23 protein-coding genes and 1 other annotated feature are annotated in these 18,538 nt (G+C 52.9%); of the genes, 17 read left to right on the forward strand and 6 right to left on the reverse strand.

Going from position 1 to position 18,538, the window contains the following annotated elements:
- Positions 1 to 171: 171 nt before the first annotated feature.
- Together J4645_RS06995 and cobO are read left to right on the forward strand one after the other, a co-directional pair.
- On the forward strand, positions 172 to 933 hold the full coding sequence (locus J4645_RS06995; protein WP_000559310.1) for a YciK family oxidoreductase: 762 nt from the start codon (positions 172 to 174) through the stop codon (positions 931 to 933).
- Entirely contained in the window at positions 930 to 1,520 is a 591-nt protein-coding gene (cobO, locus tag J4645_RS07000) for a cob(I)yrinic acid a,c-diamide adenosyltransferase (RefSeq protein WP_001278865.1), read from the forward strand. The genes J4645_RS06995 and cobO overlap by 4 nt, the downstream gene beginning before the upstream one ends.
- Positions 1,521 to 1,606: 86 nt before the next feature.
- Here the strand turns inward: cobO and rluB are convergent, their stop codons facing one another.
- The 3 genes from rluB to rnm form a co-directional block, all read right to left on the reverse strand.
- Complete coding sequence (rluB, locus tag J4645_RS07005) at positions 1,607 to 2,482, reverse strand: 23S rRNA pseudouridine(2605) synthase RluB (protein ID WP_001291233.1); 876 nt, start codon at positions 2,480 to 2,482, stop codon at positions 1,607 to 1,609.
- 100 nt (positions 2,483 to 2,582) lie between these two features.
- Positions 2,583 to 3,203: an L-threonylcarbamoyladenylate synthase gene (locus J4645_RS07010; RefSeq protein WP_000077250.1), complete on the reverse strand. Its 621-nt coding sequence runs from the start codon at positions 3,201 to 3,203 to the stop codon at positions 2,583 to 2,585.
- Positions 3,204 to 3,210: 7 nt separating this feature from the next.
- On the reverse strand, positions 3,211 to 4,092 hold the full coding sequence (gene rnm, locus J4645_RS07015) for an RNase AM (protein WP_000500452.1): 882 nt from the start codon (positions 4,090 to 4,092) through the stop codon (positions 3,211 to 3,213).
- Positions 4,093 to 4,213: 121 nt separating this feature from the next.
- Between rnm and trpL the strand changes: the two genes are divergently transcribed.
- From trpL to J4645_RS07065, 10 genes are all read left to right on the forward strand, one after another.
- On the forward strand, positions 4,214 to 4,258 hold the full coding sequence (gene trpL, locus J4645_RS07020) for a trp operon leader peptide (RefSeq protein WP_010989026.1): 45 nt from the start codon (positions 4,214 to 4,216) through the stop codon (positions 4,256 to 4,258).
- Positions 4,235 to 4,330, forward strand: a sequence feature (Trp leader region). It overlaps the preceding gene by 24 nt.
- A 22-nt stretch (positions 4,331 to 4,352) precedes the next feature.
- Positions 4,353 to 5,915 (forward strand): anthranilate synthase component I, encoded by a 1,563-nt coding sequence (gene trpE, locus J4645_RS07025; RefSeq protein ID WP_001194377.1) that lies wholly within the window; start codon positions 4,353 to 4,355, stop codon positions 5,913 to 5,915.
- Positions 5,915 to 7,510 carry a bifunctional anthranilate synthase glutamate amidotransferase component TrpG/anthranilate phosphoribosyltransferase TrpD gene (gene trpD / locus J4645_RS07030; protein WP_000763491.1) on the forward strand — a complete coding sequence of 532 codons (1,596 nt, stop codon included), beginning with the start codon at positions 5,915 to 5,917 and terminating at the stop codon, positions 7,508 to 7,510. The genes trpE and trpD overlap by 1 nt, the downstream gene beginning before the upstream one ends.
- A gap of 3 nt (positions 7,511 to 7,513) precedes the next feature.
- The gene (gene trpCF / locus J4645_RS07035; RefSeq protein WP_023214661.1) at positions 7,514 to 8,872 is read left to right on the forward strand and encodes a bifunctional indole-3-glycerol-phosphate synthase TrpC/phosphoribosylanthranilate isomerase TrpF; all 1,359 of its coding nucleotides are present in this window, start codon (positions 7,514 to 7,516) and stop codon (positions 8,870 to 8,872) included.
- A 9-nt stretch (positions 8,873 to 8,881) separates the two neighbouring features.
- Positions 8,882 to 10,075, forward strand: coding sequence for a tryptophan synthase subunit beta (gene trpB / locus J4645_RS07040; RefSeq protein ID WP_000209485.1), 1,194 nt, complete (start codon positions 8,882 to 8,884; stop codon positions 10,073 to 10,075).
- Positions 10,075 to 10,881, forward strand: a complete 807-nt coding sequence (gene trpA, locus J4645_RS07045) for a tryptophan synthase subunit alpha (protein WP_000443032.1) — start codon at positions 10,075 to 10,077, stop codon at positions 10,879 to 10,881. Before trpB ends, trpA begins: the two co-directional genes overlap by 1 nt.
- A 478-nt stretch (positions 10,882 to 11,359) precedes the next feature.
- Positions 11,360 to 11,542: a general stress protein gene (locus J4645_RS07050; RefSeq protein ID WP_000807657.1), complete on the forward strand. Its 183-nt coding sequence runs from the start codon at positions 11,360 to 11,362 to the stop codon at positions 11,540 to 11,542.
- Between the two features lie 89 nt (positions 11,543 to 11,631).
- Positions 11,632 to 12,135 (forward strand): ferritin-like domain-containing protein, encoded by a 504-nt coding sequence (locus J4645_RS07055; RefSeq protein ID WP_001022826.1) that lies wholly within the window; start codon positions 11,632 to 11,634, stop codon positions 12,133 to 12,135.
- Between the two features lie 73 nt (positions 12,136 to 12,208).
- A complete protein-coding gene (locus J4645_RS07060) occupies positions 12,209 to 12,715 on the forward strand; it encodes a ferritin-like domain-containing protein (protein WP_001109977.1) in 507 nt (168 codons plus the stop codon).
- A gap of 19 nt (positions 12,716 to 12,734) precedes the next feature.
- A complete protein-coding gene (locus J4645_RS07065; RefSeq protein WP_023214660.1) occupies positions 12,735 to 13,613 on the forward strand; it encodes a manganese catalase family protein in 879 nt (292 codons plus the stop codon).
- Positions 13,614 to 13,694: 81 nt separating this feature from the next.
- On the opposite strand, the gene ompW is transcribed toward J4645_RS07065, so the two are convergent.
- Positions 13,695 to 14,333, reverse strand: a complete 639-nt coding sequence (gene ompW, locus J4645_RS07070; protein ID WP_023214659.1) for an outer membrane protein OmpW — start codon at positions 14,331 to 14,333, stop codon at positions 13,695 to 13,697.
- Positions 14,334 to 14,669: 336 nt separating this feature from the next.
- On the opposite strand from ompW, the gene J4645_RS07075 reads away from it, so the two are divergent.
- The 4 genes from J4645_RS07075 (at position 14,670) to yciA (ending at position 17,001) form a co-directional block, all read left to right on the forward strand.
- Positions 14,670 to 15,074, forward strand: a complete 405-nt coding sequence (locus J4645_RS07075) for a YkgJ family cysteine cluster protein (RefSeq protein WP_023214658.1) — start codon at positions 14,670 to 14,672, stop codon at positions 15,072 to 15,074.
- A gap of 25 nt (positions 15,075 to 15,099) precedes the next feature.
- Complete coding sequence (locus J4645_RS07080; RefSeq protein ID WP_023214657.1) at positions 15,100 to 15,843, forward strand: YciC family protein; 744 nt, start codon at positions 15,100 to 15,102, stop codon at positions 15,841 to 15,843.
- A 56-nt stretch (positions 15,844 to 15,899) separates the two neighbouring features.
- Positions 15,900 to 16,439 carry a septation protein A gene (locus tag J4645_RS07085; protein WP_000808683.1) on the forward strand — a complete coding sequence of 180 codons (540 nt, stop codon included), beginning with the start codon at positions 15,900 to 15,902 and terminating at the stop codon, positions 16,437 to 16,439.
- A gap of 160 nt (positions 16,440 to 16,599) precedes the next feature.
- A complete protein-coding gene (yciA, locus tag J4645_RS07090; protein WP_000210317.1) occupies positions 16,600 to 17,001 on the forward strand; it encodes an acyl-CoA thioester hydrolase YciA in 402 nt (133 codons plus the stop codon).
- Between the two features lie 59 nt (positions 17,002 to 17,060).
- On the opposite strand, the gene tonB is transcribed toward yciA, so the two are convergent.
- Entirely contained in the window at positions 17,061 to 17,789 is a 729-nt protein-coding gene (gene tonB / locus J4645_RS07095; protein WP_023376765.1) for a TonB system transport protein TonB, read from the reverse strand.
- Between the two features lie 223 nt (positions 17,790 to 18,012).
- On the opposite strand from tonB, the gene J4645_RS07100 reads away from it, so the two are divergent.
- Positions 18,013 to 18,309 (forward strand): YciI family protein, encoded by a 297-nt coding sequence (locus tag J4645_RS07100; protein WP_000967605.1) that lies wholly within the window; start codon positions 18,013 to 18,015, stop codon positions 18,307 to 18,309.
- 43 nt (positions 18,310 to 18,352) lie between these two features.
- On the opposite strand, the gene J4645_RS07105 is transcribed toward J4645_RS07100, so the two are convergent.
- A complete protein-coding gene (locus tag J4645_RS07105) occupies positions 18,353 to 18,526 on the reverse strand; it encodes a YciY family protein (protein ID WP_001531561.1) in 174 nt (57 codons plus the stop codon).
- Between the last annotated feature and the right edge of the window lie 12 nt (positions 18,527 to 18,538).

Genomic DNA, 18,538 nt, shown 5'->3' on the forward strand with positions numbered 1-18,538 from the left:
CTTCATCCGTATGCCTGTTGAGGAAGAAAAAGTATGACAAGACGTTCATTTTACGGCGTTATCGCCCCTGTCTGATTGAAAAAAAAGGCGCTTTCAGGCATAAACCCGAAAAGTTAACGCGAAGATAAGACAACCTGGCAGGACGGTGTACCACGCCGTTGAGGAGTAGCCATGCATTACCAACCGAAACAAGATCTATTGCAAAACCGCATTATTCTGGTCACTGGCGCCAGCGATGGCATTGGGCGGGAAGCCGCGCTCACGTATGCGCGTTACGGCGCAACGGTGATTCTGCTGGGACGTAACGAAGAGAAACTGCGTCGGGTCGCGCAGCACATTGCTGACGAGCAACATGTTCAACCACAGTGGTTTACGCTTGATCTACTGACCTGCACCGCTGAAGAGTGCCGGCAAGTGGCCGATCGCATCGCCGCGCACTATCCCCGCCTGGATGGCGTCCTGCACAATGCCGGGTTACTGGGGGAAATCGGTCCAATGAGCGAACAAGATCCGCAGATCTGGCAGGATGTCATGCAGGTAAACGTTAACGCCACCTTTATGCTCACCCAGGCGCTGTTACCGTTATTATTGAAGTCCGATGCCGGCTCGCTGGTCTTTACGTCATCAAGCGTTGGCCGTCAGGGGCGCGCCAACTGGGGCGCCTATGCCACCTCGAAGTTTGCTACTGAAGGAATGATGCAGGTGCTGGCGGACGAATACCAGAACCGTTCTCTGCGTGTTAACTGCATTAACCCGGGCGGCACGCGCACCAGTATGCGCGCCAGCGCCTTTCCGACGGAAGATCCACAGAAATTAAAAACGCCTGCCGATATTATGCCGCTTTACCTGTGGCTTATGGGCGACGACAGTCGCCGTAAAACCGGTATGACCTTTGACGCCCAACCGGGCCGTAAACCAGGAATCGCCCAATGAGTGATGAACGTTATCAGCAGCGCCAGCAGAAGGTAAAAGATCGGGTTGACGCCCGCGTCGCCCAGGCACAGGAAGAGCGCGGTATTATTATCGTGTTTACTGGCAATGGTAAGGGCAAAACCACGGCGGCTTTCGGGACTGCCGCCCGCGCCGTAGGACACGGTAAAAGCGTAGGCGTGGTGCAATTTATTAAGGGCACCTGGCCCAACGGCGAGCGTAATCTGCTGGAACCGCATGGCGTCGAATTTCAGGTGATGGCAACGGGATTTACCTGGGAGACGCAAAATCGCGAGGCAGACACCGCAGCATGTATGGCCGTTTGGCAGCATGGGAAAAGGATGCTGGCCGACCCGCTGCTTGATATGGTGGTACTGGATGAGCTGACCTATATGGTGGCGTATGACTATTTGCCGCTGGAAGAGGTCATAAGCGCGCTAAACGCGCGCCCTGGTCACCAGACGGTGATTATTACAGGTCGCGGCTGTCATCGGGATATTCTTGATCTTGCGGATACCGTCAGCGAACTGCGTCCGGTTAAACATGCTTTCGACGCGGGCGTAAAAGCCCAGATGGGAATTGATTATTAACCGTAGGCCGGATTAAGGCGTTTGCGCCGCCATCCGGCACAAACCCTCTTGTCTGATGATTCTCGGCCTATAGACCGTGGTAGAGATTACCCGTTGTTATTACGCCCACCGGAGCGGCGTCCGCCAGCTATCTGGCTGTGGCGTTTTACCGCCCGACGGATCTGGTTCGCTTTCATACGACGACGGTCTTTTTCGACGGCAACCTTCGACGAGGTTTCCGGCGGGAGCTCTACCAGACCACGCAGATAGTTCGTTTGCGCGAGGTCGAGCTCAGTCCAGCCGCCGCGCGGCAGGCCTTTCGGCAGCGGGATATCGCCGTAACGAACGCGGATCAGACGGCTGACCTGAACGCCTACCGCTTCCCACAGTCGGCGAACTTCGCGGTTGCGCCCTTCCGTCAGCGTTACGTTATACCACTGGTTAATGCCTTCGCCGCCGCTGAATTTAATGGTCTTAAATGCCGCCGGACCATCTTCCAACTGTACGCCACGGCTTAAATCACGCAGTTTCGATTCATCCACCTGACCGAACACGCGCACGGCATATTCACGTTCAACTTCACGACTAGGGTGCATCAGGCGGTTCGCCAGTTCACCGTCGGTGGTAAACAACAATAGCCCGCAGGTGTTGACATCCAGACGTCCTACCGCAATCCACCGCGCGCCGCGCAGTTTCGGTAAGCGATCAAAAACGGTTGGCCGCCCTTCAGGGTCATTGCGGGTACACAGTTCACCTTCTGGTTTGTAATAGGCCAGAACGCGGCAAATTTGTTCCGCCGACTCTTTCACCGAAATCAGGTGACCGTCGATACGGATTTTCAAACCGGGAGTGACTTCAACACGATCGCCAAGCGTGGCGATTTTACCGTCAACGCTGACACGTCCCGCTTCAATAATGGATTCGATTTCACGGCGAGAGCCGTGGCCAGCGCGCGCCAGCACTTTTTGTAACTTTTCGCTCATAGAGCTTCCTTCAGGTGTCGCCTTCACAGGCGTCGAACAGGAGAATGAACGGCGCGTTGCCGCGCCATTTTAAGGCCGCGTAGTATACAGGCTTACACCCTTATAAGAAAGGTGTAACGTCGCCGACGCCTTCGCGCAGCACCACCGGGGAGTCATTGGTCAAATCGATTACCGTGGTAGGCTGTTGACCGAGGTAACCGCCGTGGATGATCAGATCCACCTGCTTCTCCAGCCGATCTTTAATCTCCTCCGGGTCCGACTCGGTAAAGTCGCTGCCAGGCAGCATCAACGACGTCGAGAGCATCGGTTCGCCCAGCGTATCCAATAACGCCAGCGCAATCGGGTTTGACGGTACGCGCAGGCCGATGGTTTTACGCTTTTCCTGCAACAGACGGCGCGGCACCTCTTTTGTCCCCTTCAGGATAAAGGTGTAATTACCCGGCGTATTGTTTTTCATCAGACGAAACGCCACGTTGTCGACGTAGGAATAGGTCGACAACTCGGACAAATCGCGGCACATCAGCGTGAAGTTGTGGCCGTCCGGCAGATGACGGATGCGGCAAATGCGCTCCATTGCGCCTTTGTCTTCAATTTTACAACCAAGGGCATAGCCGGAATCGGTTGGATAAACAATAACACCGCCTTTACGCACAATGTCGACGGCCTGATTAATCAGCCGTTGCTGTGGGTTATCCGGATGGATATAAAAAAACTGGCTCATACTTCCCTCACTGTGATATTTGCGGCTGTTCCCATGTCTGCCATACGCCTTCAACGCCAGCGGGCAGCCAGAGTTTACGCCCCAACTCAATCCACGGGCAGGGCTGATGGAAATCAGATCCAAGCGATGCCCATAAATGATGCTGACGCGCAAGCGTCGCCAGTTGGGTGCGTTCATTGGGCGATTGTTGGCACTGCGCCACTTCCATCGCGTCGCCGTGATGGTCGGCAAAATGCGCCACTAATCTTTTCAGCCACTTAGCGCTAAGGTCGTAGCGTCCCGGATGGGCCAACACCGCCTTACCGCCAGAATGATGAATGACATCAATAGCTTGTTCTATTGTACACCACTGCGGCGGAACGTAACCGGTTTTCCCACGCGCGAGATATTTTTTAAAAACCTCCGCCATGGTCGCGGCTTTGCCGCACTCCACCAGAAAGCGGGCGAAGTGGCCGCGCGTCACCGCGCCGCCATTGGCCAGTCTCAATGCCCCTTCCCACGCGCCGGGAATATGGGCTTTTTCCAGACGCTCCGCAATGAGCCGACCGCGTGCTTGACGCCGCTGTGTCTGCTGCGCCAGAAAATCGCGCATTGCCGGGTGCGCAATATCAATATTCAGACCCACAATGTGAATCTCATGATTCTCCCAGACCGTTGAAATCTCCACGCCGGGAATAAGATTCAGGGCCAGCCCGGAACGTGAAATTTCTTCTCTTGCCGCAGGAATCGCGGCTGTGGTGTCATGATCGGTAATCGCCAGCGTGCCGACTCGCATCTCTACCGCACGGTGTACTAATGTTTCTGGCGTCAACAGTCCATCGGACGCCGTGGTATGACTGTGCAGATCGTAAATCACTGCGTAATTCGTGTCGCTCAAGGCGGCTCCCATAGAGATAAAGGTATGTCATGTACATCATAACGGTTCCGGCAAATATACTGAAATAGGTGTTGACATTATTCCATCGAACTAGTTAACTAGTACGAAAGTTCACATGAAGAGGGTATCTAAAATGGCAGCGACATTTGCATTACACGGTTGGTGGCGCACTTCCTGATAGCGGGCGGTGTATGAACAGCTGTAATCAGCCAAACGATACCCGGCCCGCCTGTTAAGCGGGCTTTTTTTTGAACAAAATAATGAGAATAACCATGCAAACACCAAAACCCACGCTCGAACTGTTGACCTGCGATGCCGCCTACCGGGAAAACCCAACGGCGCTTTTTCACCAGGTCTGCGGCGATCGCCCGGCAACGCTGCTGCTGGAGTCCGCAGATATCGACAGTAAAGACGATTTAAAAAGCCTGCTGCTGGTAGATAGCGCGCTGCGCATTACCGCTCTAGGTGACACTGTCACTATTCAGGCGTTATCTGATAATGGCGCCTCGTTATTACCGCTACTGGATACCGCCCTGCCCGCTGGCGTGGAGAACGAAGTCCTGCCTGCCGGTCGCATTCTACGCTTTCCGCCCGTCAGCCCATTATTAGATGAAGACGCCCGTTTATGCTCTCTGTCGGTATTTGATGCGTTCCGCCTGTTACAGGGAGTGGTGAACATACCGACGCAAGAGCGGGAGGCTATGTTTTTCGGCGGTCTGTTTGCCTACGACCTGGTCGCTGGCTTTGAAGCGCTGCCACACCTTGAGGCTGGCAATAACTGCCCGGACTACTGCTTTTATTTAGCGGAAACGCTGATGGTGATAGACCATCAGAAAAAAAGCACCCGTATTCAGGCCAGTCTGTTCACCGCCAGCGACCGGGAAAAACAGCGCCTGAACGCCCGCCTGGCCTATCTTAGCCAACAGTTAACCCAGCCTGCGCCGCCGTTGCCGGTGACGCCGGTGCCGGACATGCGCTGCGAATGTAATCAGAGCGATGACGCGTTCGGCGCGGTGGTACGCCAGTTGCAAAAAGCCATCCGCGCGGGGGAGATATTTCAGGTGGTGCCGTCGCGCCGCTTTTCATTGCCCTGCCCGTCGCCGTTGGCTGCCTACTACGTGCTGAAAAAGAGCAACCCCAGCCCGTATATGTTCTTTATGCAGGATAATGATTTCACGCTTTTCGGCGCGTCGCCGGAAAGCTCGCTGAAATATGACGCCACCAGCCGTCAGATTGAAATTTACCCCATCGCGGGTACCCGTCCACGCGGTCGCCGCGCCGATGGTACGCTGGACAGAGATCTCGACAGCCGTATTGAGTTGGACATGCGTACCGACCATAAAGAGCTTTCCGAACATCTGATGCTGGTCGATCTGGCGCGCAATGACCTGGCGCGCATCTGTACGCCGGGCAGTCGCTACGTTGCCGATCTGACAAAAGTTGACCGCTATTCGTACGTGATGCATCTGGTTTCCCGGGTGGTGGGCGAACTGCGTCACGATCTCGACGCGCTGCACGCCTATCGCGCCTGCATGAACATGGGCACCCTGAGCGGCGCGCCGAAAGTACGCGCCATGCAGTTGATTGCCGATGCGGAAGGACAGCGCCGCGGCAGCTATGGCGGCGCTGTCGGTTACTTCACCGCCCACGGCGATCTGGACACCTGTATTGTTATCCGCTCCGCGCTGGTGGAGAACGGTATCGCCACCGTACAGGCGGGCGCCGGAATCGTGCTGGACTCTGTTCCGCAGTCTGAAGCCGATGAAACCCGTAATAAAGCGCGCGCCGTATTGCGTGCTATCGCCACCGCGCATCATGCACAGGAGACCTTCTGATGGCTGATATTCTGCTGCTCGATAACATCGACTCGTTTACCTGGAACCTGGCAGATCAGCTACGGACCAACGGTCATAACGTGGTGATTTACCGTAACCATATTCCGGCGCAGACCCTTATCGATCGCCTGGCGACAATGAAAAATCCGGTGCTAATGCTCTCCCCCGGTCCGGGCGTTCCCAGCGAGGCAGGCTGTATGCCGGAGCTGCTGACCCGACTACGCGGCAAGTTACCGATCATCGGCATTTGTCTGGGGCATCAGGCGATTGTCGAAGCTTACGGCGGTTATGTCGGTCAGGCGGGAGAAATCCTGCATGGCAAAGCCTCCAGCATTGAGCATGACGGTCAGGCGATGTTCGCCGGGCTGGCGAATCCGCTACCGGTCGCGCGTTATCATTCGCTGGTCGGCAGTAATGTTCCTGCCGGGCTGACCATTAACGCCCATTTCAACGGCATGGTGATGGCGGTACGTCATGATGCGGATCGCGTTTGCGGTTTTCAATTTCATCCTGAGTCCATCCTGACGACACAGGGCGCGCGTCTGCTGGAGCAAACATTAGCCTGGGCGCAGCAAAAGCTGGAACCGACCAACACCCTACAGCCGATTCTGGAGAAACTCTATCAGGCGCAAACTCTGACGCAACAAGAGAGCCATCAGTTGTTTTCGGCGGTCGTCCGCGGCGAACTTAAGCCTGAACAGCTCGCTGCCGCGCTGGTGAGCATGAAAATTCGCGGCGAGCATCCCAATGAAATTGCCGGCGCCGCCACTGCGTTGCTGGAAAATGCCGCCCCGTTCCCGCGCCCGGAGTATCTGTTTGCGGATATCGTTGGTACCGGCGGCGATGGCAGTAACAGTATCAATATCTCTACCGCCAGCGCCTTTGTCGCGGCGGCCTGTGGACTGAAAGTGGCGAAACACGGCAACCGCAGCGTGTCCAGCAAATCGGGGTCATCCGATCTGCTGGCGGCATTCGGTATTAATCTGGATATGAACGCCGATAAATCACGTCAGGCGTTAGATGAACTGGGCGTCTGTTTCCTGTTCGCGCCGAAATATCACACCGGATTCCGTCACGCGATGCCGGTTCGCCAACAGTTAAAAACGCGAACCCTGTTCAACGTACTCGGCCCGCTGATCAACCCGGCGCATCCGCCGCTGGCATTGATTGGCGTCTATAGCCCGGAACTGGTGCTTCCGATTGCGGAAACCTTACGGGTACTGGGCTATCAGCGCGCGGCGGTGGTACATAGCGGCGGCATGGATGAGGTTTCACTCCATGCGCCGACGATTGTCGCGGAGCTGCATGACGGCGAAATTAAAAGCTATCAACTTACGGCGGAGGATTTTGGCCTGACGCCTTACCATCAGGATCAGTTGGCTGGCGGCACGCCGGAAGAAAACCGTGACATTCTAACGCGGTTATTACAAGGTAAAGGCGATGCCGCGCATGAGGCCGCCGTCGCCGCCAATGTGGCGATGCTGATGCGTCTGCATGGTCAGGAAGATCTCAAAGCCAACGCGCAAGCCGTGCTTGATGTTCTGCGCAACGGCACCGCATATGACAGAGTCACCGCACTGGCGGCAAGAGGGTAAATAATGCAAACCGTTTTAGCTAAAATCGTCGCAGACAAGGCGATTTGGGTAGAAGCCCGCAAACAGCAACAGCCGCTGGCCAGTTTTCAAAATGAGATCCAGCCAAGTACACGCCATTTTTATGATGCGCTCCAGGGCGCGCGTACCGCCTTTATTCTGGAGTGTAAGAAAGCATCGCCATCAAAAGGCGTGATTCGCGATGATTTCGATCCGGCGTGTATTGCCAGTATTTATCAACATTACGCCTCGGCAATCTCGGTGCTCACCGACGAAAAATATTTTCAGGGGAGCTTCGATTTTCTGCCGGTCGTTAGCCAAAGCGCGCCGCAGCCGATTCTGTGTAAGGATTTTATTATCGATCCCTATCAGATCTACCTTGCCCGTTACTATCAGGCCGATGCCTGTTTACTGATGCTCTCGGTTCTGGATGACGAACAGTATCGCCAACTCTCCGCCGTCGCGCACAGTCTGAAAATGGGCGTGCTCACGGAGGTCAGTAATGACGAAGAACGGGAGCGCGCGATAGCGTTAGGCGCAAAAGTGGTAGGTATCAACAATCGCGATCTGCGCGATCTGTCGATTGATTTGAATCGCACCCGCCAGCTGGCGCCAAAACTGGGCCACGGCGTGACTGTCATCAGCGAGTCCGGGATTAACACCTATGGTCAGGTACGCGAACTGAGCCACTTCGCCAACGGTTTTTTAATTGGCTCGGCGTTAATGGCGCATGACGATCTTAACGCCGCCGTCCGTCGCGTGCTGCTTGGCGAGAATAAAGTCTGTGGCCTGACCCGCGCCCAGGACGCTAAAGCTGCCTGTGACGCTGGCGCAATATATGGCGGGTTGATTTTTGTGCCCTCATCTCCGCGCGCGGTGAGCGTTGAGCAGGCGCGAGAAGTGATAAGCGCCGCGCCATTGCAGTACGTCGGCGTTTTCCAGGACGCTGATATCGCCGATGTTTGCCAGAAAGCTGCCGTCCTGCCGCTTTCTGCCATACAGCTACATGGCAGCGAAGACCAGGCGTATGTCAACGCGCTGCGCGAGGCGTTGCCCAAACAGGTGCAAATCTGGAAGGCGCTGAGCGTTAGCGATGCCCTTCCCGCACGCGATTACCACCATGTCGATAAATACATTTTCGACAATGGGCAAGGCGGCAGCGGGCAGCGCTTCGACTGGTCACTGCTACAGGGGCAACCGCTGGATAATGTGTTACTGGCGGGCGGGCTGGCGGCCGATAACTGCGTCCAGGCGGCGCAAGTCGGCTGTGCCGGTCTCGATTTTAATTCAGGTGTGGAGTCACAGCCGGGCATCAAAGATGCTCGTCTTCTGGCCTCGGTTTTTCAGACACTGCGCGCATATTAAGGAAAAAACATGACAACACTTCTCAACCCCTACTTTGGTGAATTCGGCGGCATGTATGTGCCGCAGATCCTGATGCCTGCGCTGAACCAGCTTGAAGAGGCCTTCGTCAGCGCGCAAAAAGATCCTGAATTTCAGGCGCAATTCGCCGATCTGCTAAAAAACTACGCGGGACGCCCCACTGCGCTGACGAAATGCCAGAACATTACCGCCGGTACGCGTACCACGTTGTATTTAAAGCGCGAAGATTTACTGCACGGCGGCGCGCACAAAACCAATCAGGTACTGGGTCAGGCGCTGCTGGCCAAACGGATGGGGAAAAGCGAGATTATCGCTGAAACCGGCGCCGGTCAGCACGGCGTCGCCTCTGCGCTCGCCAGCGCCCTGCTGGGTCTGAAATGCCGTATTTATATGGGCGCCAAAGACGTTGAGCGCCAGTCGCCGAACGTCTTCCGTATGCGTCTGATGGGCGCTGAGGTCATCCCGGTTCATAGCGGCTCCGCTACGCTAAAAGATGCCTGTAACGAGGCGCTGCGCGACTGGTCCGGTAGTTACGAAACCGCGCACTATATGCTCGGCACGGCGGCAGGACCGCATCCCTATCCCACCATCGTTCGCGAGTTCCAACGCATGATTGGCGAAGAGACGAAAGCGCAAATCCTCGACAAAGAGGGCCGTCTGCCAGATGCCGTTATCGCTTGCGTCGGTGGCGGCTCAAACGCTATCGGGATGTTTGCGGATTTTATTAATGATACCAGCGTCGGGCTAATAGGCGTTGAACCTGGCGGTCACGGTATTGAAACCGGCGAGCATGGCGCGCCGCTTAAACATGGTCGCGTTGGCATCTATTTCGGGATGAAAGCGCCGATGATGCAAACAGCGGACGGGCAAATTGAAGAGTCCTATTCCATTTCCGCCGGGCTCGATTTCCCGTCCGTTGGGCCGCAACATGCGTACCTGAACAGCATCGGACGCGCGGATTATGTCTCCATTACCGATGATGAGGCGCTGGAAGCCTTCAAAACGTTGTGCCGCCATGAGGGAATTATCCCGGCGCTGGAATCCTCCCACGCGTTGGCGCACGCTCTGAAAATGATGCGCGAGCAGCCGGAAAAAGAGCAACTGCTGGTGGTTAATCTCTCTGGCCGCGGAGATAAAGACATCTTTACCGTACACGATATCCTGAAAGCGCGAGGGGAAATCTGATGGAACGCTACGAAAATTTATTTGCACAGCTCAACGATCGCCGGGAAGGCGCTTTTGTCCCCTTCGTGACCCTGGGCGACCCTGGCATTGAACAGTCACTGAAAATTATCGACACACTGATTGACGCTGGCGCCGACGCTCTGGAACTAGGGGTTCCCTTCTCCGATCCGCTGGCCGATGGCCCTACTATCCAGAATGCGAACTTACGCGCCTTCGCCGCTGGCGTCACGCCGGCTCAGTGTTTTGAAATGCTGGCGCTGATTCGTGAAAAACACCCGACCATTCCGATTGGCCTGCTAATGTACGCGAATCTGGTGTTCAATAACGGCATAGATGCGTTCTATGCCCGTTGTGAACAGGTTGGCGTAGATTCCGTGCTGGTCGCAGATGTCCCGGTTGAAGAATCGGCCCCCTTCCGCCAGGCGGCGTTACGGCATAATATCGCGCCGATCTTCATCTGCCCGCCAAATGCGGATGACGATCTTCTGCGCCAGGTCGCATCTTACGGCCGCGGTTACACCTACCTGCTTTCGCGTTCGGGCGTCACCGGCGCGGAAAACCGTGGCGCATTGCCGTTGCATCATCTCATTGAGAAGCTTAAAGAGTACCATGCCGCGCCTGCGTTACAGGGTTTCGGTATCTCCTCGCCGGAACAGGTGTCTGCGGCCGTGCGTGCCGGGGCGGCTGGCGCTATCTCCGGCTCAGCCATTGTCAACATTATCGAGAAAAACCACACGTCTCCCGAACAGATGTTGGCGGAGCTCAGGTCCTTTGTCTCAGCGATGAAAGCCGCCAGCCGCGCATAACGGGTTAAGCCGTCAGCATAACGCTGGCGGCTTAATGAGAGGTTGCGCCGAACCAGAATCACGATTCAGGCGTACATCATCAATCTTTTTGGTGTTATTCCCTGTCCAGCTTTCAAAAAGTCTGAAGTCAATTTTTGTTAAGAAAACTCCTAATCACGCCGAAAAATTTAGCGTTTTCACGTCAATTTCCCCCACCTTTATGTAAAGAAATGTCAACAAGCAATGCATTAACGTTTCTATTGCCGCAGATAGTGACACTTGTTATTAATAACAATGCAAAGTATTTTCTGTTAAATCGCTTATTCTAAAAGAAAATATAGAATATATTATCTCTAAACCATTTTTTGTGCGTTATTTACGCGGTAAATCACAACTATTTCCGTCAATTTGACTAATCGGTTTAACCAACTAATTTTAATAGGGTGTCGACACGGTTAAAACCGATTTTTTCAGCAAGCAACGAGACAGGAGAAATAATATGGCCGAACATCGTGGTGGTTCAGGAAATTTCGCCGAAAATCGTGAAAAAGCATCTGAAGCGGGCCGCAAAGGCGGTCAACATAGCGGCGGGAATTTCAAAAACGATCCGCAACGAGCTTCTGAAGCCGGTAAAAAAGGTGGTCAGAATAGTCACGGCGGACGTAAATCCGATAATTCCTGATTTACTGTAATGTAAATATAACACATGCTTTTATCAAGCAATCTGCGAGTCTTCTGGCTCGCAGTATTTTACCCAGGAGAATTAGATTTATGAATATCAAAACCGTTGAAGACCTTTTTATCCATCTACTTTCAGATACCTATAGTGCAGAAAAACAATTAACCAAGGCTCTTTCTAAACTTGCCAGAGCCACGTCCAATGAAAAATTAAGCCAGGCCTTTCAATCTCATCTTGAAGAAACCCAGGGTCAGATTGAACGTATTGATCAGATCGTCGAATCTGAATCTGGCATTAAACTGAAAAGAATGAAATGCGTCGCTATGGAAGGGCTGATTGAAGAAGCCAATGAAGTCATCGAAAGTACGGAGAAAAACGAAGTACGAGATGCAGCGCTTATCGCCGCGGCGCAAAAAGTCGAGCATTACGAAATCGCCAGCTACGGCACGCTAGCCACCCTGGCCGAGCAGCTTGGCTATAGCAAAGCATTAAAACTGCTCAAAGAAACCCTCGACGAGGAAAAACAAACTGATTTAAAACTTACCGATTTAGCAGTCAGCAATGTTAATAAAAGTGCTGAACGCAAATCGAAATAATATTTTTAATTATCAGCTTGCATGATTCCGATTTTATTATCGGAGCAGATTATCACGCATTGAGGAATTTAAAATGAATTATACTGAACATTATCATGACTGGCTTCGTGACGCCCATGCCATGGAAAAACAGGCAGAATCGATGCTTGAATCTATGGCCAGCCGTATTGAAAATTATCCTGATATAAAAGCCAGAATTGAACAACATATTAGTGAAACCAAACATCAAATTACCATGCTCGAAGAAGTATTGGACCGTAATGGCATTTCTCGTTCGGTGTTGAAAGACTCCATGAGTAAAATGGCAGCAATGGGGCAATCTATCGGTGGCATGTTCCCTTCCGATGAAATTGTCAAAGGCTCAATTAGCGGTTATGTTTTCGAGCAGTTCGAAATTGCTTGTTATACCTCCCTGCTGGCGGCGGCAAAAAAAGCTGGCGACACTGCCTCAATTCCGACGATTGAAGCCATTCTGAAAGAAGAAATGCAAATGGCTGACTGGCTTATCAAACATATTCCGCAGACAACGGAACAATTTTTACTGCGATCTGAAGCAGATGGCGTTGAAGCCAAAAAATAAATAATAAGCAGGAGGCAATATGTTTCGACACGTAAAACAACTTCAATATACTGTGCGAGTGAGCGAACCTAATCCTGGATTAGCGAACCTGCTGTTGGAACAGTTTGGCGGCCCGCAGGGCGAACTGGCGGCCGCCTGCCGCTACTTCACGCAAGGTTTAAGCGATGATGATGCCGGTCGTAGAGAGATGTTAATGGACATCGCCACCGAGGAGCTGAGTCATCTGGAAATTATCGGCTCACTGGTAGGAATGCTTAATAAAGGCGCTAAAGGCGAGCTGGCGGAAGGCACCGAAAGCGAAGCGGAACTTTATCGCTCGCTGACGCAGAATGGTAATGACAGCCATATCACCTCTCTGCTGTATGGCGGCGGCCCTGCGTTGACAAACTCCGGCGGCGTACCGTGGACCGCGGCTTATATTGATACTATCGGCGAAGTCACAGCCGATCTACGCTCAAACATCGCGGCAGAGGCGCGAGCGAAGATCATTTATGAACGCCTGATTAATCTGACCGACGATCCTGGCGTAAAAGACACGCTCAGTTTCTTAATGACCCGTGAAGTCGCGCACCAGCTCTCTTTTGAAAAGGCGCTGTATTCGATTCGTAACAACTTCCCGCCGGGTAAATTACCGCCAGTAGAACAGTATACCGACGTGTACTACAACATGTCGCAAGGCGAGGATCCGCGAGGTAGCTGGAATAGCGATGAGAACTTCAACTATGTCGCAGAACCGATGCCTGCTGTTGATGGCGGCGATGGCCTGGCGACAGTGAAATTGCCGCGCGAGCAGCTGGCGCTGCTCAAAGCGATGGCAGAAAGAACGAAATCGGCCCCCACCGTTGATCCTCTCACTGGCGCAGAACTAGGCTGCGGCGAACCGAAAGAAGACAAGTGAGTTCCGACAAGTAAAATCCGTGTGTCATGTCCTTTTTTGACCCCGCCTGGCGGGGTCTTTTTTCGTCACAACATCACGCGATTAGAAACGATAGCCTGCCGAGAACATAAATACCCATGGGTCCAGACGCACGCTGTCATGATGCTGAACGCCGCCCATTTTATAATTGGCGGTAGTATCAATATCCATGTACCAGACAGAGGCGCCAATTAACCAGTCGCGGTTAATCAGGTAATCTACCCCAACTTGCCCTGCCGCGCCCCAGGAATCCTTAAAGCTCAGATCGGACAGCCCGGCATTTTTACCATTATCGTTAAAGCCGTTATCGAAGAAGGTGGTGTAGTTCACCCCTACGCCGACATAAGGACGCACTTTGCTGCTGGAATCGCCGAAGTACCACTGCGCCATTAACGTTGGCGGTAACAGGTGGACCGTGGCGATATCGCCCGTCGCGCCCGTCCCCACCTTATGGCGGAACGGCGTAGCCGCCAGCAATTCAACCCCGATATTGTCCGTCGCCATGTAAGTGAATGTCAGGCCGAGTTGCGTGTTATTACTCACATCAAACCCGTTTAAATGCCCCAGCGTACCACCCGCCCCTTCTGTAGGTCTGACGGTTGCCGGACCTGCACGCATAAAGAATTCTCCGGCTTCGTGCGCGTACGCGCTGCCTGAGAGAAGAGTTGTTAACGCCAGTGCCGCCACTGTAAATTTTTTCATACCCGCTCCATCGTTATGGTTATAAAAGCGTGATGAATATACCCACAATGAAGTAATAAGTGATCTAACACAGATCACATTTGTTCTTATAATTTAACATTTATTGATCCAGATTAATTTAGAACTTGTATTGAAAATCCTGGTTATAGGAATTCAGATCAATTTTGACATATTCACGCTATGCAAATATTTGTCTGCTCTGTTGCCATGGCGATAAAGGCTGGCTAAGGTAATCAATGTCCCGCAATGGCGCGTGGCGTTAAGATTCACGAACACTGCGGGACAGATTAATTTCCGTTGTAATCTATTGATACGTGAGTTTTTTGCAGGTGAATCATGAGCGTTCTTAACCCATGCATGACATGCGGTGCCTGTTGTGCCTATTTTCGTGTCTCCTTTTATTGGGCTGAAGGCGACGATGCCAGCGAACGCGTTCCGGCATCATTAACCGAGCCTGTTACCCCTTTTTTACGTTGTATGGCCGGTACAAACCAAAAACAGCCGCACTGTAAAGCGCTAATTGGCACGCCGGGTGAAAATGTCAGTTGCGCTATTTATGAAAACCGCCCTTCAACCTGTCGCGAATTTTCGATATCGGGCGAAGGAGGCGAAGTGAATGAGGCGTGCAATCGCGCCCGCGCGCGATACGGATTACCGCCGCTTTACAAAGATATGCTTTTCCATACAACTGCTGATGCTGCCACTGTAGAGTTATCCAGGGTACAATTGCCCGCAAATTAACACCTGCAAAACTCAAGGAGAGTGCATGTCTATCACGGCGAAGTCCGTTTACCGTGACGCCGGAAATTTTTTCCGAAATCAATTTATTACTATCTTGCTGGTTTCGTTGCTGTGCGCATTTATCACGGTGGTCTTAGGTCATGCCTTTTCACCCAGCGATGCGCAAATCGCGCAACTCAGTGAAGGAGAACATCTGGCAGGCAGCGCTGGCCTGTTTGAGCTGGTACAAAATATGACGCCGGAGCAGCAGCAGATCCTGTTGCGCGCCTCTGCCGCCTCGACGTTTTCCGGGCTTATCGGCAACGCTATTCTGGCCGGCGGTATCATCCTGATGATTCAGTTAGTTTCAGCGGGACATCGGGTTAGCGCGCTGCGCGCTATCGGCGCCAGCGCCCCTGCATTGCCTAAACTGTTTATTCTCATTTTTCTGACTACCCTGTTAGTGCAAATCGGTATAATGCTGATTGTCGTTCCGGGGATTATTATGGCCATTGTGCTGGCGCTTGCGCCAGTGATGTTGGTTGAAGAGAAAATGGGCGTGTTTGCCGCAATGCGCAATAGTATGCGTTTGGCCTGGGCTAACATGAGACTGGTCGCGCCTGCGGTGATAGGCTGGTTACTGGCTAAAACATTGCTATTGCTGTTCGCGCCCAGCTTCGCTGTACTGACCCCAAATGTAGGCGCTGTACTGGCGAATACGTTGAGCAATCTGATTTCCGCAGTATTGCTTATCTACTTATTCCGCCTGTATATGTTGATTCGCCAATAATCCGCAATGCGCCGTTACGCGGCGCATTCGACGCTCGTTGATGATGGAATCGAAGAATGAAGCAGTTTCTGGATTTTTTACCGCTGGTTGTCTTTTTTGCGTTTTATAAACTTTATGACATCTATGCGGCGACCTCCGCACTGATTGTCGCGACGGCAATCGTGCTGATTTATAGCTGGGTGCGCTATCGGAAAATAGAGAAGATGGCGCTGATTACCTTTGTTCTGGTTGCCGTCTTCGGCGGTCTGACGCTCTTCTTCCATAACGATGAATTTATTAAATGGAAGGTGACGGTTATTTATGCGCTGTTCGCTGGCGCGCTGTTAATAAGCCAGTGGGTGATGAAAAAACCGTTAATCCAACGTATGTTAGGTAAAGAACTGGCGTTGCCGCAGCAGGTCTGGTCAAAGCTGAACCTGGCGTGGGCGCTGTTTTTTATTGTGTGCGGTCTGGCTAACATTTATATCGCCTTCTGGTTGCCGCAAAATATCTGGGTCAACTTTAAGGTCTTCGGACTCACGGCGCTGACGCTCATTTTTACCCTGCTGAGCGGCGTCTATATCTACCGGCATCTGCCACAGGAAGATAAATCATAACCCTCCCGTGACTTATCATCGCCAGACTGCGAACGCCTGGCGATATTTTCTCCACCTTTACGCCCTGCGCTTTCCCGTCAGTACCTTTATTCCCTCTATTCTCCACACAAAATTCATAGTAGCATCGCGGCTGTAATTTTTTCTGATAGTCGGTTTTACAATGACAACAATGGATAATACTCCTCAGGGCGAGCTGGTTTTACGTACATTGGCCATGCCTGCCGATACCAATGCGAACGGCGATATTTTTGGCGGCTGGCTGATGTCGCAAATGGATATTGGCGGCGCGATACTGGCCAAAGAGATCGCGCACGGTCGGGTTGTAACCGTACGCGTGGAAGGAATGACATTTCTGCGCCCCGTCGCGGTTGGCGATGTCGTATGCTGCTACGCGCGCTGCGTTAAACGCGGTACGACGTCTATTAGCATAAATATTGAAGTCTGGGTGAAAAAAGTCGCGTCAGAACCGATTGGGCAGCGCTACAAGGCCACCGAGGCGCTGTTTATTTATGTTGCCGTCGATCCGGACGGTAAACCTCGCCCGCTCCCGGTTCAGGGTTAAGTATACCCGCTTACGCCGCCAGCAGGTGATGGTAATATTCCTACTGGCGGCGCCAGAGATTACTCAATCTGTGCCGTACCGTTCAGACGGAAGATAATATTGACCACCAGCCCGGAACCCGGCTTGCCTGCTTCATAGCGCCATTTGCGCATCGCATTCTTAACTTCACGCTCAAACATATTGGCTGGCTGCGCGGACAGAATCTGTACATTTTCCACTCGCCCAGCAGAGGTCACGTCAAACTTCACCTTTACGCGGCCTTCAATACGTAACGCCTGTGCTCGCGCCGGATACTGCGGCTGGTTACGGCTCAGAGCGCGAGGCCCAGTGGGCACGCTCACCGCCGGCTTGCTGGTCGCCGACGCGGTGCTGCTTGTTGGCCGCGCCGGGGCGCTATTTTCAAACGGTGAGGCAGGACGCGGCGCAGCCGGTTTGACTTCGCGCTTCGGCTGCTCTTCAACCTTTTTCACCGGTTCCGGTTTCGGTTTTGGCTTGGGTTTTGGCTTAGGTTTGGTTTTCTCAATCACCACGGGCGCTTCTTTAGGCGGTTCAGGGATCGGCTCTGGCTCCGGTTCGGGTTCAACCACTGGCTCCGGCGGCGGCTGAACCGCCTGGGGCGGCTCCAGGTCAGCGGGTGAAACCATTGTCACCGTGATAGGCTGCGCTGGCGCAGGCAATTCAATAACCTGATGTACCGAGGTATAGAGCAAACCTGCCACTACAGCACCATGAATGCCTACGGAAAGGAGTGTCGGCCAGGGAAAGCGACGAGGTAAATCAAGGGTCATTGAAGTCATAATCGTTTCAGTTGAAAAACCAGAGCTGAATTTTAAATGCAAATAGCAATCATATTCAATAAGGCATTGCCGATAGCGGCATTTAAAAGATGATATCGCACAAAAACACCACACAAAATGTGCATGTTTAACAAAGTCGGTATCTTTACATTGCAGTTAAATGCCCTTTCCAATAACGTAATCAGCAACTTTTACCGATTAAGGAGCTCTACCCGTGCTGTATGTTATTTACGCTCAGGATAATGCCAACTCGCTTGAAAAACGCCTCTCGGTACGGCCCGCGCATCTGGCGCGCCTGCAACTTCTGCATGATGAAGGGCGATTATTAACTGCCGGGCCGATGCCCGCAGTGGACAGTAACGATCCTGGGGTAGCCGGATTTACCGGGTCAACGGTGATTGCTGAATTTGAATCTTTAGAAGCGGCGCAATCCTGGGCTGATGCGGACCCCTACGTCGCAGCGGGCGTCTATGCGCAGGTTTCGGTCAAACCATATAAGAAGATCTTTTGAAAAGGATGGCCTGTTGGGCACCGCATACGGTGCCCTTTCTGGCTCACACACCGTGAATCGCAAAGAGTAATGAATTACGCTGACGATTAAAGATGCATTTCCTGATGGTATGGATACGCATATTACGGCGTGATTGCCCTTCAAGCCAACGCGCTTTACGGCGGCTCGCCTGACGTAGCATTCGCCAGCGCCCCACTTCCGTTCTACTACGCTTCATGTTTACGACTCT

The organism is Salmonella sp. 32082101201600294FB01SM01, from assembly GCF_017572865.1.
Taxonomy (GTDB): Bacteria; Pseudomonadota; Gammaproteobacteria; order Enterobacterales; family Enterobacteriaceae; genus Salmonella; species Salmonella enterica.